The organism is Paraburkholderia fungorum (assembly GCF_902833645.1).
GTDB classification, from domain to species: domain Bacteria; phylum Pseudomonadota; class Gammaproteobacteria; order Burkholderiales; family Burkholderiaceae; genus Paraburkholderia; species Paraburkholderia fungorum.
Window position 1 is genome coordinate 48,167 of record NZ_CADFGE010000019.1, and the last position, 19,115, is coordinate 67,281.

23 protein-coding genes and 1 tRNA gene are annotated in these 19,115 nt (G+C 60.9%); 5 read left to right on the forward strand and 19 right to left on the reverse strand.

The genetic code is table 11. The features are described from left to right. Window positions 1-198: 198 nt before the first annotated feature. Entirely contained in the window at window positions 199-1,482 is a 1,284-nt protein-coding gene (locus HWX91_RS38175; RefSeq protein WP_028199666.1) for an MFS transporter, read from the reverse strand. Window positions 1,483-1,636: 154 nt separating this feature from the next. Between HWX91_RS38175 and HWX91_RS38180 the strand changes: the two genes are divergently transcribed. Continuing rightward, a complete protein-coding gene (locus HWX91_RS38180) occupies window positions 1,637-2,278 on the forward strand; it encodes a TetR/AcrR family transcriptional regulator (RefSeq protein WP_028199665.1) in 642 nt (213 codons plus the stop codon). 85 nt (window positions 2,279-2,363) lie between these two features. Further along, on the forward strand, window positions 2,364-2,918 hold the full coding sequence (locus tag HWX91_RS38185) for a DUF1415 domain-containing protein (protein ID WP_028199664.1): 555 nt from the start codon (window positions 2,364-2,366) through the stop codon (window positions 2,916-2,918). Between the two features lie 66 nt (window positions 2,919-2,984). Here the strand turns inward: HWX91_RS38185 and HWX91_RS38190 are convergent, their stop codons facing one another. Next, window positions 2,985-3,827 (reverse strand): class I SAM-dependent methyltransferase, encoded by an 843-nt coding sequence (locus tag HWX91_RS38190; RefSeq protein ID WP_028199663.1) that lies wholly within the window; start codon window positions 3,825-3,827, stop codon window positions 2,985-2,987. Between the two features lie 384 nt (window positions 3,828-4,211). On the opposite strand from HWX91_RS38190, the gene HWX91_RS38195 reads away from it, so the two are divergent. Then, window positions 4,212-4,532 (forward strand): type II toxin-antitoxin system HicA family toxin, encoded by a 321-nt coding sequence (locus HWX91_RS38195; protein ID WP_028199662.1) that lies wholly within the window; start codon window positions 4,212-4,214, stop codon window positions 4,530-4,532. A 91-nt stretch (window positions 4,533-4,623) separates the two neighbouring features. Here HWX91_RS38195 and HWX91_RS38200 read toward each other — a convergent pair whose 3' ends face one another. Next, window positions 4,624-4,833, reverse strand: coding sequence for a DUF1059 domain-containing protein (locus tag HWX91_RS38200; RefSeq protein ID WP_028199661.1), 210 nt, complete (start codon window positions 4,831-4,833; stop codon window positions 4,624-4,626). Between the two features lie 386 nt (window positions 4,834-5,219). Here HWX91_RS38200 and HWX91_RS38205 point away from each other — a divergent pair, with 386 nt between their 5' ends. Continuing rightward, on the forward strand, window positions 5,220-6,494 hold the full coding sequence (locus tag HWX91_RS38205) for a TIGR03862 family flavoprotein (protein WP_028199660.1): 1,275 nt from the start codon (window positions 5,220-5,222) through the stop codon (window positions 6,492-6,494). A gap of 85 nt (window positions 6,495-6,579) precedes the next feature. Here the strand turns inward: HWX91_RS38205 and HWX91_RS38210 are convergent, their stop codons facing one another. From HWX91_RS38210 to HWX91_RS38245, 8 genes are all read right to left on the reverse strand, one after another. Then, a complete protein-coding gene (locus HWX91_RS38210) occupies window positions 6,580-7,704 on the reverse strand; it encodes a methyltransferase (RefSeq protein WP_028199659.1) in 1,125 nt (374 codons plus the stop codon). 422 nt (window positions 7,705-8,126) lie between these two features. Continuing rightward, window positions 8,127-8,202: transfer RNA gene (locus HWX91_RS38215), tRNA-Thr, on the reverse strand. A gap of 19 nt (window positions 8,203-8,221) precedes the next feature. After that, window positions 8,222-8,752 (reverse strand): ClpXP protease specificity-enhancing factor, encoded by a 531-nt coding sequence (locus HWX91_RS38220; protein WP_028199658.1) that lies wholly within the window; start codon window positions 8,750-8,752, stop codon window positions 8,222-8,224. A 74-nt stretch (window positions 8,753-8,826) separates the two neighbouring features. Then, on the reverse strand, window positions 8,827-9,438 hold the full coding sequence (locus tag HWX91_RS38225) for a glutathione S-transferase N-terminal domain-containing protein (protein WP_006052302.1): 612 nt from the start codon (window positions 9,436-9,438) through the stop codon (window positions 8,827-8,829). Window positions 9,439-9,533: 95 nt separating this feature from the next. Beyond that, window positions 9,534-10,289: a cytochrome c1 gene (locus tag HWX91_RS38230; RefSeq protein WP_028199657.1), complete on the reverse strand. Its 756-nt coding sequence runs from the start codon at window positions 10,287-10,289 to the stop codon at window positions 9,534-9,536. 23 nt (window positions 10,290-10,312) lie between these two features. Beyond that, the gene (locus tag HWX91_RS38235; RefSeq protein WP_028199656.1) at window positions 10,313-11,692 is read right to left on the reverse strand and encodes a cytochrome b; all 1,380 of its coding nucleotides are present in this window, start codon (window positions 11,690-11,692) and stop codon (window positions 10,313-10,315) included. Further along, window positions 11,692-12,312, reverse strand: a complete 621-nt coding sequence (petA, locus tag HWX91_RS38240; RefSeq protein ID WP_028199655.1) for a ubiquinol-cytochrome c reductase iron-sulfur subunit — start codon at window positions 12,310-12,312, stop codon at window positions 11,692-11,694. The genes HWX91_RS38235 and petA overlap by 1 nt, the downstream gene beginning before the upstream one ends. 222 nt (window positions 12,313-12,534) lie before the next feature. Then, window positions 12,535-13,281: a Nif3-like dinuclear metal center hexameric protein gene (locus HWX91_RS38245; protein ID WP_028199654.1), complete on the reverse strand. Its 747-nt coding sequence runs from the start codon at window positions 13,279-13,281 to the stop codon at window positions 12,535-12,537. A gap of 19 nt (window positions 13,282-13,300) precedes the next feature. Between HWX91_RS38245 and HWX91_RS38250 the strand changes: the two genes are divergently transcribed. Next, window positions 13,301-14,524 carry a Do family serine endopeptidase gene (locus HWX91_RS38250; protein ID WP_028199653.1) on the forward strand — a complete coding sequence of 408 codons (1,224 nt, stop codon included), beginning with the start codon at window positions 13,301-13,303 and terminating at the stop codon, window positions 14,522-14,524. Between the two features lie 94 nt (window positions 14,525-14,618). Here HWX91_RS38250 and tatC read toward each other — a convergent pair whose 3' ends face one another. The 8 genes from tatC to hisF form a co-directional block, all read right to left on the reverse strand. Beyond that, window positions 14,619-15,398: a twin-arginine translocase subunit TatC gene (tatC, locus tag HWX91_RS38255; protein WP_028199652.1), complete on the reverse strand. Its 780-nt coding sequence runs from the start codon at window positions 15,396-15,398 to the stop codon at window positions 14,619-14,621. Between the two features lie 34 nt (window positions 15,399-15,432). Beyond that, the gene (gene tatB, locus HWX91_RS38260) at window positions 15,433-15,951 is read right to left on the reverse strand and encodes a Sec-independent protein translocase protein TatB (RefSeq protein WP_028199651.1); all 519 of its coding nucleotides are present in this window, start codon (window positions 15,949-15,951) and stop codon (window positions 15,433-15,435) included. A 39-nt stretch (window positions 15,952-15,990) separates the two neighbouring features. After that, complete coding sequence (tatA, locus tag HWX91_RS38265) at window positions 15,991-16,230, reverse strand: Sec-independent protein translocase subunit TatA (RefSeq protein ID WP_028199650.1); 240 nt, start codon at window positions 16,228-16,230, stop codon at window positions 15,991-15,993. Between the two features lie 254 nt (window positions 16,231-16,484). Next, entirely contained in the window at window positions 16,485-16,850 is a 366-nt protein-coding gene (locus HWX91_RS38270; protein ID WP_028199649.1) for a histidine triad nucleotide-binding protein, read from the reverse strand. An 82-nt stretch (window positions 16,851-16,932) separates the two neighbouring features. After that, entirely contained in the window at window positions 16,933-17,328 is a 396-nt protein-coding gene (locus HWX91_RS38275; protein WP_028199648.1) for a DUF4870 family protein, read from the reverse strand. 94 nt (window positions 17,329-17,422) lie between these two features. Then, window positions 17,423-17,803 carry a phosphoribosyl-ATP diphosphatase gene (locus tag HWX91_RS38280; RefSeq protein WP_028199647.1) on the reverse strand — a complete coding sequence of 127 codons (381 nt, stop codon included), beginning with the start codon at window positions 17,801-17,803 and terminating at the stop codon, window positions 17,423-17,425. Then, the gene (gene hisI / locus HWX91_RS38285) at window positions 17,800-18,210 is read right to left on the reverse strand and encodes a phosphoribosyl-AMP cyclohydrolase (RefSeq protein ID WP_028199646.1); all 411 of its coding nucleotides are present in this window, start codon (window positions 18,208-18,210) and stop codon (window positions 17,800-17,802) included. The genes HWX91_RS38280 and hisI overlap by 4 nt, the downstream gene beginning before the upstream one ends. A gap of 1 nt (window position 18,211) precedes the next feature. After that, window positions 18,212-18,985, reverse strand: coding sequence for an imidazole glycerol phosphate synthase subunit HisF (gene hisF, locus HWX91_RS38290; RefSeq protein ID WP_028199645.1), 774 nt, complete (start codon window positions 18,983-18,985; stop codon window positions 18,212-18,214). Window positions 18,986-19,115 lie beyond the last annotated feature (130 nt).

Sequence of the window (19,115 nt, forward strand, 5' to 3'; positions counted from 1 at the left end):
TTCTCTCGGTCGAAATTCATGATCGACGGGCGGCTGCCCGGGGTTTCATAGCATAACCGGGCTGAGCCGCTCGTGCTCCAACAAGTGCACAGTTAGTTTTTCAGATCGGCTGCAATGGCAAACGGCCTCATATAAGAGAAAGGCCGTTTGCGCGGGTTCGCGTTTTTTAAAGTGCACGAGGGGCGGGCGGCCGCAGTTTCATACCGCTTGCGGCTCCGGCACCTTGGCCGGCCGGTTGATCCGCAGCACGATCACGGCGGCCACCAGGCACAATCCGCCAGAAATCATCGATGCGACCGTGTACGTGCCGAGGCTCGCGCGCAGCATGCCCGCACCGAGCGCCGCGAAGGCCGCGCCCAGTTGGTGACCGGCGACCACCCAGCCGAATACGACCGGCGCCGATTCCTTGCCGAAGACATCGGTCGCAAGACGCACGGTGGGCGGCACGGTCGCGATCCAGTCGAGCCCGTAGAACACCGCGAACAGCGGCAAGCCGAAGAAATCGATACCGAACGCGTGCGGCAGGTACATCAGCGACAAACCGCGCAAACCGTAGTACCAGAACAGCAAAACGCGACTATTGAAGCGATCCGACAGCCAGCCCGACAGTGTCGTGCCGAACAGATCGAAGATACCCATGGCAGCGAGCAAGGATGCGCCCTGCACTTCGCTCATGCCGTAGTCGCCGCACATCGCAATCAGGTGAGTGCCGACATAACCATTGGTGCTCGCGCCGCAGATAAAGAAGCTGAAGAACAGCAGCCAGAAATCGCGCGTCTTGCTCGCCATCGCGAGTGTGCCGAAGGCGATGGCCAGCGGATTCTGCTTGGTCACCGTGGCGGAGATCAGCGCGTCGGCCGGCTCGCCGAATGGGCGCAGCTTCATATCAGCGGGCCGCTCCGGCAACAGAAACGCGACCAGCGGCAAAACGACTGCGGCAGCGCCCGCCACCACCCACACCACCTGACGCCACCCGTAATGCTCGGCGATGGCCGCGAGCATCGGCAGGAACACCAGTTGGCCGGTCGCCGAACTCGCGGTGAGAATCCCCATGACGAGGCCACGATGCGTCGTGAACCAGCGCGTCACCACCGTCGCCGACAACGACAGCGCCGCCACCCCGGTCGAGCCGCCGACCATCACGCCCCAGATCAGGACCATCTGCCACGGATGCGTCATCAGCGACGACAATGCCACGCCCGCCGCCATCGTGCCGAGCGCGATCAGCAACGTGGGACGCACACCGAAGCGCTGCATCGCCGCAGCCGCGAACGGCCCCATCAGGCCGTAGAGCGCAATATTCACGGAGATCGCGAGCGAAATCGTCGCGCGGCTCCAGCCGAATTGATGCTCCAGCGGCACCATCATCACGCTGGGCGTAGCGCGGGTGCCCGCGGCCGCCAGCAACACCAGAAACACCACCGCCACGGTCAACCAGCCGTAGTGGAAACGTCCGCCAATCAGTCTCGCTGCCCAGTTCATCGGTTCTCCAGTCGGCGCTTGCCCGCAGGCCGCTCCGCTCGCATTGTTACGCCTTAGGTGAAGGACTTGTGACAGATCGGTCACAATGAGTGTTGCGATATTAGTTACTGGTCGGTAACATGTCAAGGCGTCAATTCAATTCAGGTGGTATGCCATGTCCGACAGTGAAACCTCCAGGCCGGCCAGTGCAAGGCGAGCACGCGGCACGCAGACGGCCGGCCCGGAAGCGCAGCAGCATCTATTGCGCGCCGCGGACGAGTTGTTTTATCGCGAGGGAGTGCGCACGGTCGGCGTCGACGCGGTGGTCGAGCGCGCGGGCGTGAACAAGATGAGTCTGTACCGCCAGTTTTCGTCGAAGGACGAGCTGGTGCTGGCGTATCTTGAGCGCAAGGACGAGCAGTTTTTCGGTTACGTGGAAAAGAGTTTCGCGAAGCATCCCGGTGAGCCGGCGAAGCAGCTTCAGCAATATTTCGACGACCTGGCGGTGCGTGCATCGATCGACGAGTATCGTGGCTGTCCGTTTGTGAATGTCTCGGTAGAGTTTCCTGACACGGCGCATCCGGCGCGGCGATTCGTGTTTCGCAACAAGGCGCGGTTGATGGCGCGGCTTCTGGAGCTCAGCACCGCAGCAGGCGCTGACGATCCTGTGGCGTTAGCCAACGGGCTGGGTTTGCTGATCGAAGGCGTGTACGCGGCCAGCCAGACGTACGGCCCGGGCTGCGGGCCGATTCTTGCCGCCCCGAAGGTGGCGGCGCAGTTGATCGCCGCGGCGTGCGGCGGGTCGCCGGCGCGTTAAGGTTTTTGCCGTTCTATTGCGGCAGCGCGCGGATAGGCAACGTTGCGCGCCATTAGAATGACGGTTTCCCCTTTCGTTGCTTGCCATGTCGTCGCCTGTCGAATCTCACGATGCCGTTATAGCCGCCGTTCGTCATTGGCTGACAGAGGCCGTGATTGGCCTCAATCTCTGTCCTTTTGCCAAAGCCGTGCATGTGAAAGGTCAGATTCGCTATGCCGTGAGCAACGCTGAGAATATGGAAGGCGTTTTAACCGATCTCGAAGCCGAGATTCAGGCTCTGGTCGCGGCAAGTCCTGAAACGGTGGATACCACGCTACTGGTTTTACCGCGGGCGCTCGGCGATTTTCTCGATTACAACGATTGTCTGTTCTTCGCGGAAAGAATGATCAAGCAACTTCGGCTGGAAGGCGTTATCCAGATTGCGAGCTTTCACCCTCATTATCAGTTTGAAGGAAGCGAGCCCGACGACATTGAAAATTACACGAATCGTGCGCCTTATCCGATTTTTCACCTGCTTCGCGAGGACAGCATTGAACGCGCAGTTCAGGCGTTCCCCGATCCGGAAGCGATTTATGAACGGAATCAGGAAACGCTTCGGCGAATCGGTCTTAAAGGCTGGAATGATCTGATGAAAATGTAGTTCGCGCGGCGGCCGGCAAAAGGCCGCCGCCTGCCTACCACGCAGCCGCCACGCAGCGCAAACAGATCAGCCGGCGACAAAGAATCTTTCTTTCAACTCTTCGATCCCGAGCGTTTCCATTACTTCATTGAGTCGCTCGGCCGGCCGGCGCCTCGGCAGATCGTTGAAATGGGCAATAATCAGTTCATTCTTCATCGAATGTTCCCATCCGACCAACTCCGTCACGCTCACCTGATAACCGTGCGCTTCAAGCTGCAAGCAGCGCAATACGTTAGTAATCTGGCTGCCGAATTCCCGGGTATGTAACGGATGCCGCCAAATCTCGGTCAACGCATTGCCCAGCGATTTACTCTTGTTCTGCCGTAAAACACCTGCCACTTCGGCCTGGCAGCACGGCACCACCACAATGTATTTCGCGCGCTTTTCCAGCGCAAAGCGGAGCGCGTCGTCTGTCGCGGTATTGCATGCATGCAGCGCCGTGACGATATCGATTTGCGCCGGCAAACGCTCCGACGTAATCGACTCCGCCACCGACAAATTCAGAAACGACATTCCCTTGAAGCCTAGCCGGGCGGCCAGTTCCTCGGATTTCTTGACGAGTTCCTCGCGCGTCTCAATGCCATAAATGTGCGACGCACCACCTGCGGCATCCTGAAACTCCTTGAAGAAAAGGTCATACAGGATAAAACCTAGATATGACTTACCCGCGCCGTGGTCGACGAGCGTCACCGCGCCCTGCTGATCCTTGAGATCTTTCAGTAGCGGCTCGATGAACTGGAACAGGTGATAGACCTGCTTCAGCTTACGGCGGCTGTCCTGGTTCATCTTGCCGTCGCGCGTCAGGATATGAAGCTCCTTCAGCAGTTCGACGGATTGGTTGGGACGAATTTCGTGAGTTTTGCTGGACATCTCGGGGGACCGGCATCAATTGCGCGCGAACGTGCGACAGATGACGGAAAAAAGGAAAAGTTACTGCCAGTTTACCCAAAGCGCGCGCCGCCCACCTGGAGAGCCGTGTCGACAACGCAAGAAACGCCACAAACCTGGAACACTTCCTGCATAAAACGCACTGCGCGGGACGTTTCCAACGTGGCCAGAAAGCATCTTGCGGGCCGGCTCACCCGATGGCGTAAGCCGTGTCGCGCATAACAAGAGGCTGCCGGCCGTGGCGTCGATCACGCGAACCGAATGCATGTGGGGAGGACGGTCCCGGAACACGGGCCGAACGTTACGTAACCAGCAGCGCGCCGCGATATCAAACGGACGCGCGCCTGGAAATTAGAAGAGGCAGCGATGGACACGGTACCCAACGGAAACGTCGAACAGAAATTTCAGGAAATGCTGGCTAAGCTCACCGCCGCGCCGGCGTGGTCGGAAAAGCAGCAGCTCGAACTGGAGATGGCACGCGATATTTCCACCGAAATGCTGCGACTGGCCGAAATCATGCGCGACGGCAGCGTCGACATGGAAACGTGCCTGACGATGCTCAAGTACGCGAAAGTGCTCGACTTCGTGATGACGACACTCGCTTCGCGTCGCGACATCAAACCGCAAACGCTGCGGGTCATTTTCAAACTGGCCGGCCTGAAGGTGGACGAGGCTTACCCCGGCTAGGACGCCCGCACAAAGTCACGCTCAGTTCGAGCGGCTCGGCGCCGCTCGAACTGATCACGCGCATGCTGTTCGCGGCGCGCGCGACCGTGCATTACGCGCGCGGGGCTTCGACGGGTGGCGTGCCTTCATGAAATAGCGTCTTGAGTTGTGAGCGCAATTCCGGCGAGTCCGCATGCTTGTGCACTGTCACGGCGTGTTGGACGGCCGCGTCCAGCAGTTCGCTCTCGCTGTCGGCGGACAGGGCAACGGTGCAATTCATTTCGCTCGGAAACTCGCGACAGTCGATGTATTTGCGAGTCATGGCAATCTCCTTGATCGAAAGACGAAACACCCCCAAGGGGCAGCAGGGGCGCGGGCCGCCTCCACGTCCTCAGTGGCAACACGGCAGCGTGGGCGGCGTCGGGCGCAATGGAAATGGCGGGATCGGTTGACGCGGAGACGACGCGGGTCGCGTCCGATGGAAGGTGTTTGAAAAGTATAGTTCGCGTGCGGGGATTGAAAAGCAGTGAGCGCAGACCGGGCAAAGTCGAAACGGCCCGAACCCAGGTTTTTTCGGCCGCCTGCTCCGGCACCGAGGTTCCCGTTTGCCCTGCGCTGCCCACGGTGTGAAAATAGCGCCCTTCGCGCCGCCCGATCGCCGGAACGGATCAATCGGCGCGCCGACCTTCCGCTCATCCGCAGGACCGCATGTCATCCTCCCTCGATTCCGCCCGCGTTGCCGTGATCGGCGGCGGCCCCGCCGGCTTGATGGCCGCCGAGGCGCTTGCCCTGCACGGCGTGCAGGTCGACGTCTACGACGCGATGCCGTCAGTCGGCCGCAAATTCCTGATGGCGGGTAAAGGCGGCATGAATATCACGCATTCCGAGCCACTCGCGCCGTTTCTCGGCCGCTACGGCGCGCGCCGTGAACAGATCGCGCCGCTGCTCGACGCGTTCGGTCCCGACGCTTTGCGGGCATGGCTGCAGGGACTTGGCATCGAGACGTTCGTCGGCAGTTCGGGACGGGTTTTCCCCACCGACATGAAAGCGGCGCCGATGTTGCGTGCGTGGTTGCATCGCTTGCGGGAAGCCGGTGTGCGCTTCCACATGCGCCACAAGTGGACCGGCTGGGACGGCGATAGCGGTGACAACATCGCCGCCCACACACTTCGCTTCGCCACACCCGACGGTGAGCAACACGCGAGCTATGACGCCGTGGTGTTCGCGCTCGGCGGGGCAAGCTGGCCGAGGCTCGGTTCGGACGCCGCCTGGGTACCGCTACTGAGCGCGCGCGAGGTGGCGGTGGCGCCATTGCAGCCGGCGAACTGCGGCTTCGATGCGGACTGGAGCCCCTATCTGCGCGAACGTTTCGCCGGTCAGCCAGTGAAATCCGTGGCCATCACACTCACCGATATAGACAATAAAGTCCACAATCGACAAGGTGAAATACTTCTGACCGAAACCGGCCTTGAAGGGAGCCTGATTTATGCGCTGTCGGCCACTATCCGGGAGCGAATTCTCGCCGACGGCGATGTGACGATTTCACTGGATCTGGCGCCAGGCTTGACGTTGGAGCGTGTCGTCGGCGAAGTCACGCGACCACGAGGCTCGCGCTCCATGTCCACTCACCTGCACGGCAGAATCGGTATAAGCGGCGTAAAACTGGCCTTGCTGCACGAGATTCTGTCGAAGGAAGCGTTCGCCGATGCACATGGACTCGCGCATGCGATCAAGGCGCTTCCGGTCCGGCTCACTCGCGCCCGGCCTATCGCGGAAGCGATCAGCACCGCCGGCGGGGTTTCGTTCGAAGCGCTGGACGAGCATCTGATGATCGAGCGGCTGCCCGGCGCGTTTTGCGCGGGCGAAATGCTCGACTGGGAAGCGCCGACCGGCGGTTATCTACTCACCGCCTGCTTCGCCAGCGGACTTGTGGCCGGACGCGGCGCATTGGCGTATCTCGCGGCGCGCGGCGTGCCGCTCTGACATGTCCACGCCGCGTGTCAGCGGCGCCCTATTGCTGCGTGCGTGACCGCGCTCGATCTCGCTTCAGCATGTCGGGCACCGTCGTTTAGCGCGCCTTCAGACGCCAGAGCGACGTCACTTCAGCCACACGCGCCGTGTGCAGCGCATCGGTTTCGTCGGTCGACTTCGGGTGCCGCGGACGAATATCCTCGCGGCCAACCACGGTCAGCCCGGCGGTTTCGATCGCGGCAAGCAGCCACTCGCGAGTACGCAGACCCAGATGCTCGGCAAAATCCGACATGATCAGCCAGCCTTCGCCACCCGGCGACAAATGCTCCGTCAAGCCGTTCAGAAAGCCGAGCAACATGCGGCTTTCCGCATCGTAGATGGCGTATTCGATCGGCGACGCGGGTCGCGCCGGCACCCACGGCGGATTGCAGACCACTAGCGGTGCGCGGCCTTCCGGAAACAGATCGGCCTGCACGATCTCCACTTGCTGATCGTAGCCAAGCCGCGTGAGGTTCTCGCGCGCGCACGCAAGCGCGCGCGGATCCTGATCGGTCGCAACGATTTTCTTCACGCCGCGTTTGGCGAGCAGCGCGGCCAGCACACCTGTGCCGGTGCCGATATCGAACGCCTTGTTCAGCGACGGCAACGGTGTGCGCGCAACCAGATCCACATACTCGCCGCGCACCGGCGAAAACACGCCGTAGTGCGGATGAATGCGCTCGCCGAGCGCCGGGATTTCGACACCCTTCTTGCGCCATTCATGCGCACCGATCAGGCCGAGCAATTCGCGCAGCGACACGACCGAGGGCTCGTCGTTCGACGGTCCGTAGGTTTCGATGCAGGCCTGTTGCACTTCAGGCGCGCGGCGCAGCGGGATGCCATACGCGGCGTCGAGCGGGATCAGAATCATGCCGAGCGTGCGGGCACGTTGCGACTGTGCCTGACGATGCAGATTGAACGCGTCGATCGGCGTTTCACCCTGTTTGCGCGGTTTGCGTTCCAGCCGGCGCGTGACCGCCTGCAGCAGTTGGCGGGCGTTCTGAAAGTCGCCGTTCCACAGCAACGCCGTGCCTTCGCACGCGAGCCGATAGGCCGAGTCGGCGGTCGTGCGATCGTCCGCGACGACGACGCGCCTGGGCGGCGGAACCGCGGCTTCAGAGCGCCAACGCGCGGAGCGGGGGCCGTCGGCTTCGGGCCAGGAAATGGTTGCGGGGCTGGTCATGATGAAGGTGGGGTCTGTGTTGCGGAAGTGACGCGGGGAAATCTCGCGTCTCGGGGGGCGTCGCCCGCCGGAGTGACTGATCGTGCCGACTGACGCCCGAATAGTAACTCTCTCAGCCGGGTCCGCGGGACGGTATCTGTAGGAGGTCGCCCGGCAGAGCTTGATGCCACGCCCGTCCGGCCTGGTCTAAGAGCAAATAACGACACCATCGTAGACTGAAGTGTCCACAATCGACAAGGTGAATGAGATATGGTGAAAATGAGCCCTTTTCCGTGCTCACCCATCACCGGCAATCGGCAAGCCTGCGCGCTCCTACCCCGCGCGGCAAGGGCCGCCGGGCGCAAGCTGATTCCGTGCGTCCGATTCAGCCCCAAATAAAAAACGGGTTTCTGAAATTCTTCAGAAACCCGTTTCCATGCTACTGGTGCCGGCTGCAGGACTCGAACCCGCCACCTCATGATTACAAGTCAAGCGCTCTACCTGATGAGCTAAGCCGGCATGAGGCCGTGATTCTACTTCATTTCACGATCTTGAGGCGAGCCCTTCCGCCACCTTTCGTACCGTCATCGTCAGGTTGCGGATCGCCGGTCGCGCCATCCGTCCTCGCGGAGGTGGTATCAGCAGCAGAAGACGACGTTTCGGCCGCGCGAGGCCCCGCGCCGATAGGCGCAGCCGGCGATTCGGGTTCGTCCGCCAGTTCCGCATCGGCGCCGGAATCCTGCGCTTCGCCACCTGCCGATTCGACCGGGAATGCCATGCCCTGGCCATTTTCGCGCGCGTAGATCGCGAGAATATTGGTGATCGGCACTTCGATCTTGTGCGACTTGCCGGAGAAGCGCGCGCTGAACTCGATCCATTCGTTGCCCATCTGCAACTGGCTGGTCGCCTCGAAGCTGATGTTCAGTACGATCTCGTTGTCACGCACAAACTGACGCGGCACGCGCGTCTGATTGTCGACCCGAACCGCGATATGCGGCGTATAGCCGTTATCCGTGCACCACTCGTACAGCGCGCGCAGCAGATACGGTTTGGTGGAAATCTCTTGCATCAACAGTCCTCTTACCGGGTTTGGGCGCGCACGGAAAACGATCGAGACGCGGCGCCCTCACCCCAAAGCCAAACTCAACGACGCATCACCTTTTCCGAAGGCGTCAGCGCTTCGATATAGGCCGGGCGGCTGAAAATGCGCTCAGCGTACTTCATCAGCGGTGCAGCGTTCTTCGACAACTCGATGCCATAGTGGTCCAGACGCCACAGCAACGGCGCGATCGCGACGTCCAGCATCGAGAACTCTTCGCCGAGCATGTACTTGTTCTTCAGGAAGATCGGTGCGAGTTGTGTCAGACGATCGCGGATGGCAAGACGCGCCTTCTCGTGATTCTTCTCAGCCGCCTTACCCTTTTCGTTTTCGAGGGTGCCGACGTGAACAAACAGTTCCTTCTCGAAATTGAGCAGGAACAGACGGGCGCGGGCGCGCTGAACCGGATCGGCCGGCATCAGTTGCGGATGCGGAAAACGCTCGTCGATGTACTCGTTGATGATGTTCGATTCGTACAGAATCAGGTCCCGTTCAACGAGAATCGGCACCTGACCATACGGATTCATCACAGCGATGTCTTCCGGCTTGTTAAACAGGTCGACGTCGCGGATCTCGAAGTCCATGCCCTTTTCGAACAACACCAGCCGGCAGCGCTGGGAGAACGGGCAAGTTGTGCCGGAATACAGAACCATCATATTTACGTTTCCTCAAAAAGCTGAAAGGCCAGCGCGCGGAAAAACCGTTCAACAGGTCTTTCCTGGCGCCGGCCCCACGCCGGATAACGGCGTGATTATTTGATATCTTTCCAGTACGCGGCGTTCAGTCGCCAGGCGAAAAAGCTCAGGATGCCGAGGAACATCAGCACCCACACGCCTAGCTGCTTGCGGGTTTTCTGTGTCGGTTCGGACATCCATGACAGGTACGACACGAGGTCGGCCACAGCAGAATCATAATCTACCGGCGACATCGTCCCCGGCGTGACCTGTTGGTAGCCGACGAATTTGTGCACTGTCTCGCCGGTTTTTTCGTCGACTTCGTCACCGAACTTCGCGGTACGTTGCCCCTGAAGTTGCCACAACACGTGAGGCATGCTCACGTTTTCATACACCAGATTGTTCCAGCCGGTCGGCCGCGTATTGTCGCGATAAAAACTGCGCAAATACGTATAGAGCCAGTCCTTGCCACGCGCCCGCGCTTCCACCGACAAATCCGGCGGGCTCGCGCCGAACCACGCTTTCGCGTCCTCCGGGCGCATCGCCACCGTCATGGTGTTGCCGATTTTATCCGTGGTGAACAGCAGGTTCGACTGGATTTCGTTCGGCGTAATGCCGAGGTCGGTCAGCCGGCTGTAGCGCATCAGATTCGCGCTGTGACAATTCAGGCAGTAGTTTACAAACAATTGTGCGCCGTGCTGCAACGAAGCAAAATTCTCCGCGTTATCGGGCGCGCGGTCGAGAGGGAAATTCTCGTCCGCGTGCGCCGGCCCGGCCAGCACCGCGAGCAGTGTCGCGCCGATCAGCGCGCACGTCGAAAGCAGTTTTTTCATCTTCGTGTTCTCCTGGCTCGCGATTAGTGGGGCTTGAACCGCACCCGCTCGGGTGGCTGCTTGAACGTGCCAAGCCGCGTCCAGACGGGCATGCCGAGGAAAAACGCGAAATAGATCAGCGCGCATACCTGAGCAATCAACGTCGAGGCTGGCGACGGCGGTTTAGTGCCGAGGAAGCCCAACGTCAGGAAAGCGAGCACGAAGATCCCGTAGAACACCTTGTGGAAAAACGGCCGGTAACGGATCGACTTTACCGGCGAGCGGTCGAGCCACGGCAGGAAGAACAGCGAGATCACCGCGCCGCCCATCACCACCACGCCCCAGAACTTCGATTCGGTGAAGGCCATGGCCAGCACCACGAGCACCGCGAGCACTGGCAAACCGAGCTTCCACTTGCCACGCGCGCGCACCAGTGCAAACAGCCCAAGCAACGCGACGATGATCATCAGCACGATCTTGAACGGATCGGTAGTGGCGCGCAGCATCGCATAGAATGCCGTGAAGTACCACACCGGCGCAATTTCCTGCGGCGTTTGCAGCGGATTGGCGGCAATGAAGTTATTAGCCTCAAGGAAATACCCGCCCATCTCCGGCGCAAAGAAAATGATCGCCGCGAAGATCATCAGGAACACCGAGACGCCCATGAAGTCGTGCACGGAGTAGTACGGATGGAACGGAATGCCGTCGAGCGGAATTCCATCCGCGCCCTTCTTCGCCTTGATCTCGATGCCGTCGGGGTTGTTCGACCCCACTTCGTGCAACGCCACCAGGTGAGCGACCACGAGGCCGATCAGCACCAGCGGAATCGCGATCACGTGAAATGCGAAGAAGCGGTTCAGCGTCACGTCCGACACGACGTAGTCGCCGCGGATCCACAACGACAGATCCGGCCCGATGAACGGAATCGCCGAGAACAGGTTCACGATCACCTGCGCGCCCCAGAACGACATCTGGCCCCACGGCAGCAGATAGCCGAAAAACGCCTCGGCCATCAGGCACAGAAAGATCGCGCAACCGAACACCCACACCAGCTCACGCGGCTTGCGATACGAACCGTACAGCAGCCCGCGGAACATATGCAGATACACGACGACGAAGAACATCGACGCGCCCGTGGAGTGCATGTAACGGATCAGCCAGCCCCACGGCACCTCGCGCATGATGTACTCGACCGACGCGAACGCGAGCGTCGAGTCGGGCTTGTAGTTCATGGTGAGGAAAATACCGGTGACGATCTGATTGACCAGCACCAGCAATGCGAGCGAACCGAAGAAGTACCAGAAGTTGAAGTTCTTCGGCGCGTAGTACTCGGAAACGTGCTTCTTCCATGTGGACGTCATGGGGAAGCGCCGGTCGATCCAGCCAACCAGCCCGGTTGTCTCTACTTCATGATCGATCGCCATTACGCTTCTCCTTTCTCGTCCTTGCCGATCACGAGGCTGGTAGCCGACGTGAACATGTAAGGCGGGATGTCGAGGTTCTGCGGCGCAGGTTTGTTCTTGAAGACGCGGCCGGCCATGTCATAGGTCGAGCCGTGGCAAGGGCACAGGAAGCCGCCTGGCCAGTCGTCTGGAAGATTGGGCTGCGGCCCCTCCTGGAAGCGCGGCGTCGGCGTGCAGCCCAGATGGGTGCACACGGCGACAGCGACGAAAAGATTCTTATGGTCGGTGCGCGAACGGAACTCGTTGTTGCAGTACTCCGGCAACGGCATCGAAAAAGGATTCTTGGTGTGGGGATCCGCTACTTCGTTATCGGCTTTCTGGACATCGGTAAGCATCCGGTCGGTGCGGTTGATGATCCACACCGGTTTGCCACGCCAGGCAACGGTTTTCATGTCGCCGGGCTTGAGATCACTGATATCGACTTCGACCGGGGCGCCTGCCGCCTTGGCCTTTTCAGATGGTGCAAACGAACTAACAAAGGGTACGACAGTGGCAACGCCTCCTATGCCACCTGCTACGGTCGTCGCTATCAGCCAGGTACGGCGGCCGCCGTCGACGCGTTCATCTTCCTTGTCTCGCATTACACGCCCCACTTCTGAGTTGGATTTTTCCTTCACGTCGCTTCTACCGCCGCTAGTTTGCGCGAATGGAGTCGGCATTTACAAGGCCCCATTGCCAAAAACCGTGCGAAGCCCTTGATAAGTCAGGGTTTCTCCGTACGGATCGCAAACTTTTCTGCACCTCCTTTTAAGTACCCTCTACGTTATTCGTGCCTTTTTCTTATCTAATGCCAATTTTCAGTTTCAGACGGGATTAGGGATATCGATAAACACGTGTTCGATATCGAACTGCTCGGACAGATGCTTGCCCACCGCCTGCACGCCAAAACGCTCGGTGGCGTGATGGCCGGCTGCGAGGAACGCCACGCCGCTTTCCGCCGAGGTGTGCATCACCGACTCCGACACTTCACCGGTTAGATAAACGTCGGCGCCGGCATTGATGGCAGCGTCGAACATGCCTTGTGCGGCCCCCGTGCACCAGCCGACGCGGCGCAGTTCGCGATCCGGGTCGCCAAACACGAGCGGCGTGCGCCCGAGCGTCTGCTCGACTTGCGCGGTGAAGTGCGCGAGCGTGATCGGCATCGGGAAGGTGGCGAGCCAGCCGAGATCGTTCTCGCCAAAGCGCGCGTCGCTGATCCAGCCCATCTTCTGGCCGATCTGCGCGTTGTTGCCGAACTCGGGATGGTCGTCGAGCGGCAGGTGATAGGCGAACAGGTTCAGGTCGTTGCCGATCAGGAGCTTCAGGCGCGCATGTTTGCGCCCGGTGATTTGCGGCGCCTCGTTGCGCCAGAAGTAGCCGTGATGGACCAGCACCGCGTCCGCGCCCCAGTCGAGCGCGGCCTCGAGGAAGGCCACCGAAGCCGTCACGCCGGTCGCGAGCTTATTGATCCTGCGGCGCCCCTCCACCTGCAATCCATTGGGGCAATAGTCCTTGAAACGCGCGGTTTCAAGAAGATTGTTCAAGTACAATTCAAGTTCGATCCGATCCATATAAACCTCTAGTCTTCAGATGCTTAGACGCTTTTGGCTGTTCTTTGCCCAAGCGGTGACTGTGCTGTTGGCGCTGATGTTCATCATTGCGACGCTCAAACCGCAGTGGCTCCAGCGTCAAGGGCAATTCGGCAAGCAACTCGCCGAACCGATCGTCGCCCTTCGGGAAGTGGCGCCAGGCATCGGCACGGGCCCCGCACAGGCGTCGTATGCGGACGCCGCGCAAAAAGCCATGCCCGCGGTCGTCAACGTGTTCTCCAGCAAGGATGGCTCACTGCCGCCCGATCCGCGCGCGAAAGATCCATTGTTCCGCTACTTCTTTGGTGACAAGAACAAAGGCAAGCAGCAGGAACAACCCGCGTCGAACCTGGGCTCGGGTGTGATAGTGAGTTCGGAAGGTTACATTCTAACGAACCAGCACGTCGTGGACGGCGCCGATCAGATCGAAATCGCCCTGGCCGATGGTCGCACCACCGAGGCGAAGGTGATCGGCGTCGATCCCGAGACCGATCTGGCTGTGCTGAAGGTCAACATGACCAATCTGCCCACCATCACGCTCGGCCGCATGGATCAGACACGTGTGGGCGACGTCGTGCTGGCGATCGGCAATCCGTTCGGTGTCGGGCAGACGGTGACCATGGGCATTGTCAGCGCGCTCGGGCGCAATCACCTCGGCATCAACACGTTCGAAAACTTCATTCAGACCGACGCGGCGATCAACCCGGGCAACTCCGGCGGTGCGCTGGTCGACGTGAACGGCAATCTGCTCGGCATCAATACCGCCATCTATTCGCGCTCGGGCGGCTCGCTCGGCATCGGCTTTGCGATTCCTGTGTCGACCGCGCGCAGCGTGCTGGAAAGCATCATCACGACGGGTTCGGTCACGCGTGGCTGGATCGGCGTGGAGCCGCAGGACGTGACGCCGGAAATCGCCGAATCGTTTGGGCTCGAACAGAAGTCGGGGGCGATTGTCGCCGGCGTGCTGAAGAACGGACCGGCCGACCGTGCGGGCATCAAGCCGGGTGACATCCTCGTGAGCGTGAACGGCCAGGAGATTACCGACACCACGCGCCTCCTGAATGTAATCGCGCAGATCAAGCCGGGCACGGCTGCTAAGGTCCACCTGGTGCGCAAGAGCCGCGAGATGGATCTGGACGTGACCATCGGCAAGCGCCCACCGCCGCCAAAGCAACCGGCGGAAGACAATGGCGGCGGCGGCGATCAGGACGACGACGGCGGTTGAGAAGATATCGATAGCGCCCACGCTGGCGGCACCGCAAAACAAAAAAGGGCAGTTCCTTGACGGAGCTGCCCTTTTTGCTTGAAGTGCGTTGCGTTCAACCCGGGGGACTATCGTCTGCAATCACGGGCTTCTGCTTGCCCACAATCAGGCGCGCCGCGATGATGCCCGCCTCGTACAGCACGATCAGCGGAATCGCGAGAATCAGTTGCGAGAACACGTCCGGCGGCGTCACCACCGCCGAAATCACGAACGCGCCCACGATCACGTACGGACGGATTTCCTTGAGCTTCTTGATAGTCAGCACGTTCATGCGGACCAGCAGCACCACCACGATCGGCACTTCGAACGTCACGCCGAACGCGATGAACATGGTGAGCACGAAGCTCAGGTAATTGTCGATGTCGGTCGTCATCTCCGCGCCGAGCGGCGCGTTGTAGTGCGCCATCACGCGGAAAATGGTCGGGAACACCACAAAGTACGCGAACGCCATGCCGCACAGGAACAGCGTGTAGCTGCTGCCCACCAGCGGCCCGACCAGCTTCTTCTCATGCTGGTACAGACCCGGCGCGACGAACGCCCAGATCTGGTACAGCACGATCGGCAACGCGATCACGAAGGCGACCAGCATGGTCACCTTCATCGGCACGAAGAACGAGCCGGTGACGTCGGTGACGATCATCTTGCCGTCCTTCGGCAGATTCTGCATCAGGGGCCGCGCCAGCAGCCGGAAGATATCCGGCGCCCAATATACGAGCCCGATGAACACCACGATGACGGCCAGGCCGGCGCGGATGATGCGGTCGCGCAGTTCAACGAGGTGGGAAATGAAGGTCTCTTCAGTGCCTTCGTCCTGGGTTTGCTGGGGGTCGCTCACACCGGCCCTCGGTTAGAGATTGTCGTTCTGATCATCAGAAGAACCGCGTCGGACGACGCATGGTGGCCGGCGTATGCCGCGCCACGCGCGCCGCACCCGATTGCACGCGCGTACGGCGCGCAGTGGCGCGCTTGTACCAGGTGGGCATGGCGGTCTGCTTGACGCGCCAGTTTTTGCGTTTAGGGCCTGCCGGTGGCGTGCTGATCGGCCACGACGAATTGCCGACGTCTTCAAGCGCGCCGCCGGCAATGCTCGGCGACACCGACGTGCCGCTGTTCCACGCATCGTTCAGTTCGGCTTCATGCTTGCGCAGATTGTCGTGAACGCTGGTTTCGACGTTGCTCGCCGCCGCTTCGAACTCCGTTTTCATGCGACGCAATTCGTCGAGTTCGATTTCGCGGGTCACTTCCGCCTTCACGTCGTTGATATACCGCTGCGCGCGGCCGAACAACGCGCCGGCCGTACGGGCGACGCGAGGCAGGCGCTCAGGCCCGAGTACGACCAGCGCGACGACGCCGATCAGCGCCATCTTGGTTAGACCGAGGTCCAGCATGAAGTGAAGTGTCCGTCAGTAACGCGGTTGGGCCGCGGCTTAGCGGTAATCGCCGGAGCGCGGCGTCTTTTCCTTCGCATCCACATCCACGGTGCCGTTACGCGGCAGTTCGCGCTGTTGCGCTTCGCCTGCGGGCGTTTCGGCTTCCTTCATGCCTTCCTTGAAACCCTTCACCGCGCCACCCAGATCGGTACCGATGTTGCGCAGCTTCTTCGTGCCGAACACGAGCGCCACGATCAACAACACGATCAGCCAATGCCAAATGCTCAACGAACCCATGACTACTCTCCTTAACCCCGACACCGCATCGTGATGCGGCAAAACTCGTGCGCCTTGCGGCGTGAATCGAAGCGCGGACGCTCCATCTATACGTTGCCGCGGGCTGTTTCGATTCGACCCGCGACACGGTGTGCCATTCTGACCCGGCGATCACGTCGCCGTCATTACAACCTGGTAAAAAACCACGGTGTTGCCGGTGTTGCAGGTGCTGACGGCCAAACCTCGCCGCGCACCTTCGGTAGCGCCCTTTTCCGTCAACCCATCCGCTGCCATGGCCGCGGCCCGGCCAGGATGTGCGCGTGCAGGTGATACACCTCTTGCCCGCCACCTGGCCCCGTATTGATTACCGTGCGAAAACCGGTTTCGCCACCGGTGTACGCCACGCCCAATTGCTCAGCCAGACGCGCCACTAAAACAAGCATTCTACCAAGCAGCGGCGCCTCGCTTTCGGTGCAATTCGACAGCGTGGCGATGTGCTTGCGAGGAATCACCAGCACATGCGTTTCGGCTGCCGGACGGATGTCGCGAAAGGCAACAAACTCTTCGTCTTCGTGAACTTTGGTCGACGGAATTTCGCCGGCGGCGATCTTGCAGAACAGGCAGTTTGGGTCGTGGCTCATCGTATTCCTGACACAGTGTGGCTACAGCGCGAAGCGTGCCGCGACGCGGTTCAGGTCCCGCCCGGCCGCAACCGGACTCGACTCAAACCCAGCCACGCGGATTCGCGAACGGCTTGTTATCGTACAGATACAGCCAGCCTTTGATAATACGGTACAACATCCAGATGCTGACGGCCCACAGAACGGGAATGCCGATCAGCACGAACAACAGCAGCCCGCCGATCGCATAACCCAGCAAAGCCATCCAGAACGTACGGATCTGCCACTCGAAATGCGCCTCATACGGCGTGCCCACCACATCCGGGCGCTTCACGTAGTTGATGATGATCGCGATCAGAATCGTCAGCCCCCCCGTCAGCCAGTGCACCGCATACAGCGCGTACAGCACATGCGTGAGCGTGCGCAGACTGCGTTCGCGCTCCGGCTCGATCGCGTTGCGGTAGACCGGCGGCGGATAATTCCCTTGCGACTGTTCCATGCTTGCGTCCTCCCGAGGATGCGATCCTATGCGTTCAGTGCAATGTGGGTGCCGACGTTCGCCACTTCAAGACATCGCGGCAGGCAGGCGGTATTCAGTCGCCGTTTGCTTCACGTTCGCGGCTCTTGCGCAGCGCCTTTTCCTCGATGCCCGACAGGCCTTCACGGCGCTCGAGTTCGGCAACCACGTCAGCCGGACTCAGGTCGAAATGCGACAGCATCACGAGACAGTGAAACCAGAGGTCCGCTACTTCACCGACCAGTGCTTTCGGCGCGCCGCCGTGGCGCGTATCTTTGGCGGCCAGTACGACTTCGGTGGCTTCTTCGCCGATCTTCTTGAGGATTGCGTCATCGCCCTTGTGGAACAGGCGCGACACGTAGGAGACGTCCGGATCGCCGCCCTTGCGGCTGTCGATAATCGCGGCGAGGCGCAGCAGCGTGTCCATGGTGGACGTAGATTGCGTGGATTGCGTCATTTGTAGATGTGTTCGGGGTCTTTCAACACGGGATCGACGGCGACCCAGCCACCATCTTCAACCGTGCCTTCGAATTTCTGGAAAAAGCACGAGTGACGGCCGGTGTGGCAAGCGATGCCCGACACCTGCTCGACCTTCAGCAGCACCACGTCTTCGTCGCAATCGAGCCGCACTTCATGCACATGCTGTACGTGGCCGGATTCTTCGCCCTTGAACCACAGGCGCTGGCGCGAACGCGAAAAGTACACCGCGCGGCCGGTTTCGACGGTTTTCGCCAGTGCCTCGCGGTTCATCCACGCGAACATCAGGACGTCGTTGCTCGAGGCTTCCTGGGCGATCACCGGCACGAGGCCGTTCGCGTCCCACCTGACCTTGTCGAGCCAATCTGCTGCCGAAGAATTCGTCACGTTACAACCTCACCGAAATGCCTTGATCGGCCATGAAGCGCTTGGCCTCCCCCACGGTGTGTTCGCCGTAGTGGAAGATACTGGCGGCCAGCACGGCGTCCGCGTGACCGTTCTTGATGCCGTCGGCCAGATGCTGCAGCGAGCCGACGCCGCCGGAGGCGATCACGGGAACCGACACGGCATCGGACACCGCGCGCGTGAGCGCGAGATCGAAGCCGCTCTTGGTGCCGTCGCGGTCCATGCTGGTCAGCAGGATCTCGCCCGCGCCCAGTTCGGCCATCTTGCGCGCCCATTCGACGGCCTCGAGGCCGGTGGCCTTGCGCCCACCATGCGTGAAGACTTCCCAGCGCGGCGGTTCGCCGTCCGCGGAGACGCGCTTCGCGTCGATCGCAACGACGATGCACTGCGAGCCGTATTTGTCCGTCGCGTCGCGCACGAGTTGCGGATTCGCGACCGCCGACGAGTTCATGCTGATCTTGTCCGCGCCCGCATTCAACAGCCGCCGCACGTCTTCGACGGCGCGCACGCCGCCGCCGACCGTCAGCGGAATGAACACCTGCGAGGCGACCGCCTCGATGATCGGCAGGATCAAGTCGCGCTGGTCCGAAGTAGCCGTGATGTCGAGGAAGGTGAGTTCGTCGGCGCCCTGGTCGTCGTAGCGGCGCGCGATTTCGACCGGGTCGCCGGCATCGCGCAGTTCGACGAAGTTGACGCCCTTGACCACGCGTCCAGCCGTGACGTCGAGACAGGGGATGATGCGTTTAGCTAGAGCCATGATCTTGCAATTCTGCCAATACCGCTGATGAGGCCGCTCGCCTGAATCTTCACGAGCGGCGCTGTGCCGGCGCGGCGAGCCGCGTCATACCGCAACAATGTGCAAACAAAGATGCGGCTTGACGCGCTTT

Bases quoted from the DNA above. Each gene is read 5' to 3' on its own strand.
- HWX91_RS38190 (WP_028199663.1), bottom strand. From the start codon at position 3,827: ATGTCCAGCAAAACTCACGAAATTCGTCCCAACCAATCCGTCGAACTG.
- HWX91_RS38185 (WP_028199664.1), top strand. From the start codon at position 2,364: ATGTCGTCGCCTGTCGAATCTCACGATGCCGTTATAGCCGCCGTTCGT.
- HWX91_RS38250 (WP_028199653.1), top strand. From the start codon at position 13,301: ATGCTTAGACGCTTTTGGCTGTTCTTTGCCCAAGCGGTGACTGTGCTG.
- tatB (WP_028199651.1), bottom strand. From the start codon at position 15,951: ATGCTGGACCTCGGTCTAACCAAGATGGCGCTGATCGGCGTCGTCGCG.
- HWX91_RS38270 (WP_028199649.1), bottom strand. From the start codon at position 16,850: ATGAGCCACGACCCAAACTGCCTGTTCTGCAAGATCGCCGCCGGCGAA.
- HWX91_RS38180 (WP_028199665.1), top strand. From the start codon at position 1,637: ATGTCCGACAGTGAAACCTCCAGGCCGGCCAGTGCAAGGCGAGCACGC.
- HWX91_RS38205 (WP_028199660.1), top strand. From the start codon at position 5,220: ATGTCATCCTCCCTCGATTCCGCCCGCGTTGCCGTGATCGGCGGCGGC.
- petA (WP_028199655.1), bottom strand. From the start codon at position 12,312: ATGCGAGACAAGGAAGATGAACGCGTCGACGGCGGCCGCCGTACCTGG.
- HWX91_RS38200 (WP_028199661.1), bottom strand. From the start codon at position 4,833: ATGACTCGCAAATACATCGACTGTCGCGAGTTTCCGAGCGAAATGAAT.
- HWX91_RS38220 (WP_028199658.1), bottom strand. From the start codon at position 8,752: ATGCAAGAGATTTCCACCAAACCGTATCTGCTGCGCGCGCTGTACGAG.
- HWX91_RS38175 (WP_028199666.1), bottom strand. From the start codon at position 1,482: ATGAACTGGGCAGCGAGACTGATTGGCGGACGTTTCCACTACGGCTGG.
- HWX91_RS38230 (WP_028199657.1), bottom strand. From the start codon at position 10,289: ATGAAAAAACTGCTTTCGACGTGCGCGCTGATCGGCGCGACACTGCTC.
- HWX91_RS38245 (WP_028199654.1), bottom strand. From the start codon at position 13,281: ATGGATCGGATCGAACTTGAATTGTACTTGAACAATCTTCTTGAAACC.
- HWX91_RS38195 (WP_028199662.1), top strand. From the start codon at position 4,212: ATGGACACGGTACCCAACGGAAACGTCGAACAGAAATTTCAGGAAATG.
- HWX91_RS38280 (WP_028199647.1), bottom strand. From the start codon at position 17,803: ATGACGCAATCCACGCAATCTACGTCCACCATGGACACGCTGCTGCGC.
- hisF (WP_028199645.1), bottom strand. From the start codon at position 18,985: ATGGCTCTAGCTAAACGCATCATCCCCTGTCTCGACGTCACGGCTGGA.
- tatA (WP_028199650.1), bottom strand. From the start codon at position 16,230: ATGGGTTCGTTGAGCATTTGGCATTGGCTGATCGTGTTGTTGATCGTG.
- HWX91_RS38225 (WP_006052302.1), bottom strand. From the start codon at position 9,438: ATGATGGTTCTGTATTCCGGCACAACTTGCCCGTTCTCCCAGCGCTGC.
- HWX91_RS38275 (WP_028199648.1), bottom strand. From the start codon at position 17,328: ATGGAACAGTCGCAAGGGAATTATCCGCCGCCGGTCTACCGCAACGCG.
- HWX91_RS38235 (WP_028199656.1), bottom strand. From the start codon at position 11,692: ATGGCGATCGATCATGAAGTAGAGACAACCGGGCTGGTTGGCTGGATC.
- HWX91_RS38210 (WP_028199659.1), bottom strand. From the start codon at position 7,704: ATGACCAGCCCCGCAACCATTTCCTGGCCCGAAGCCGACGGCCCCCGC.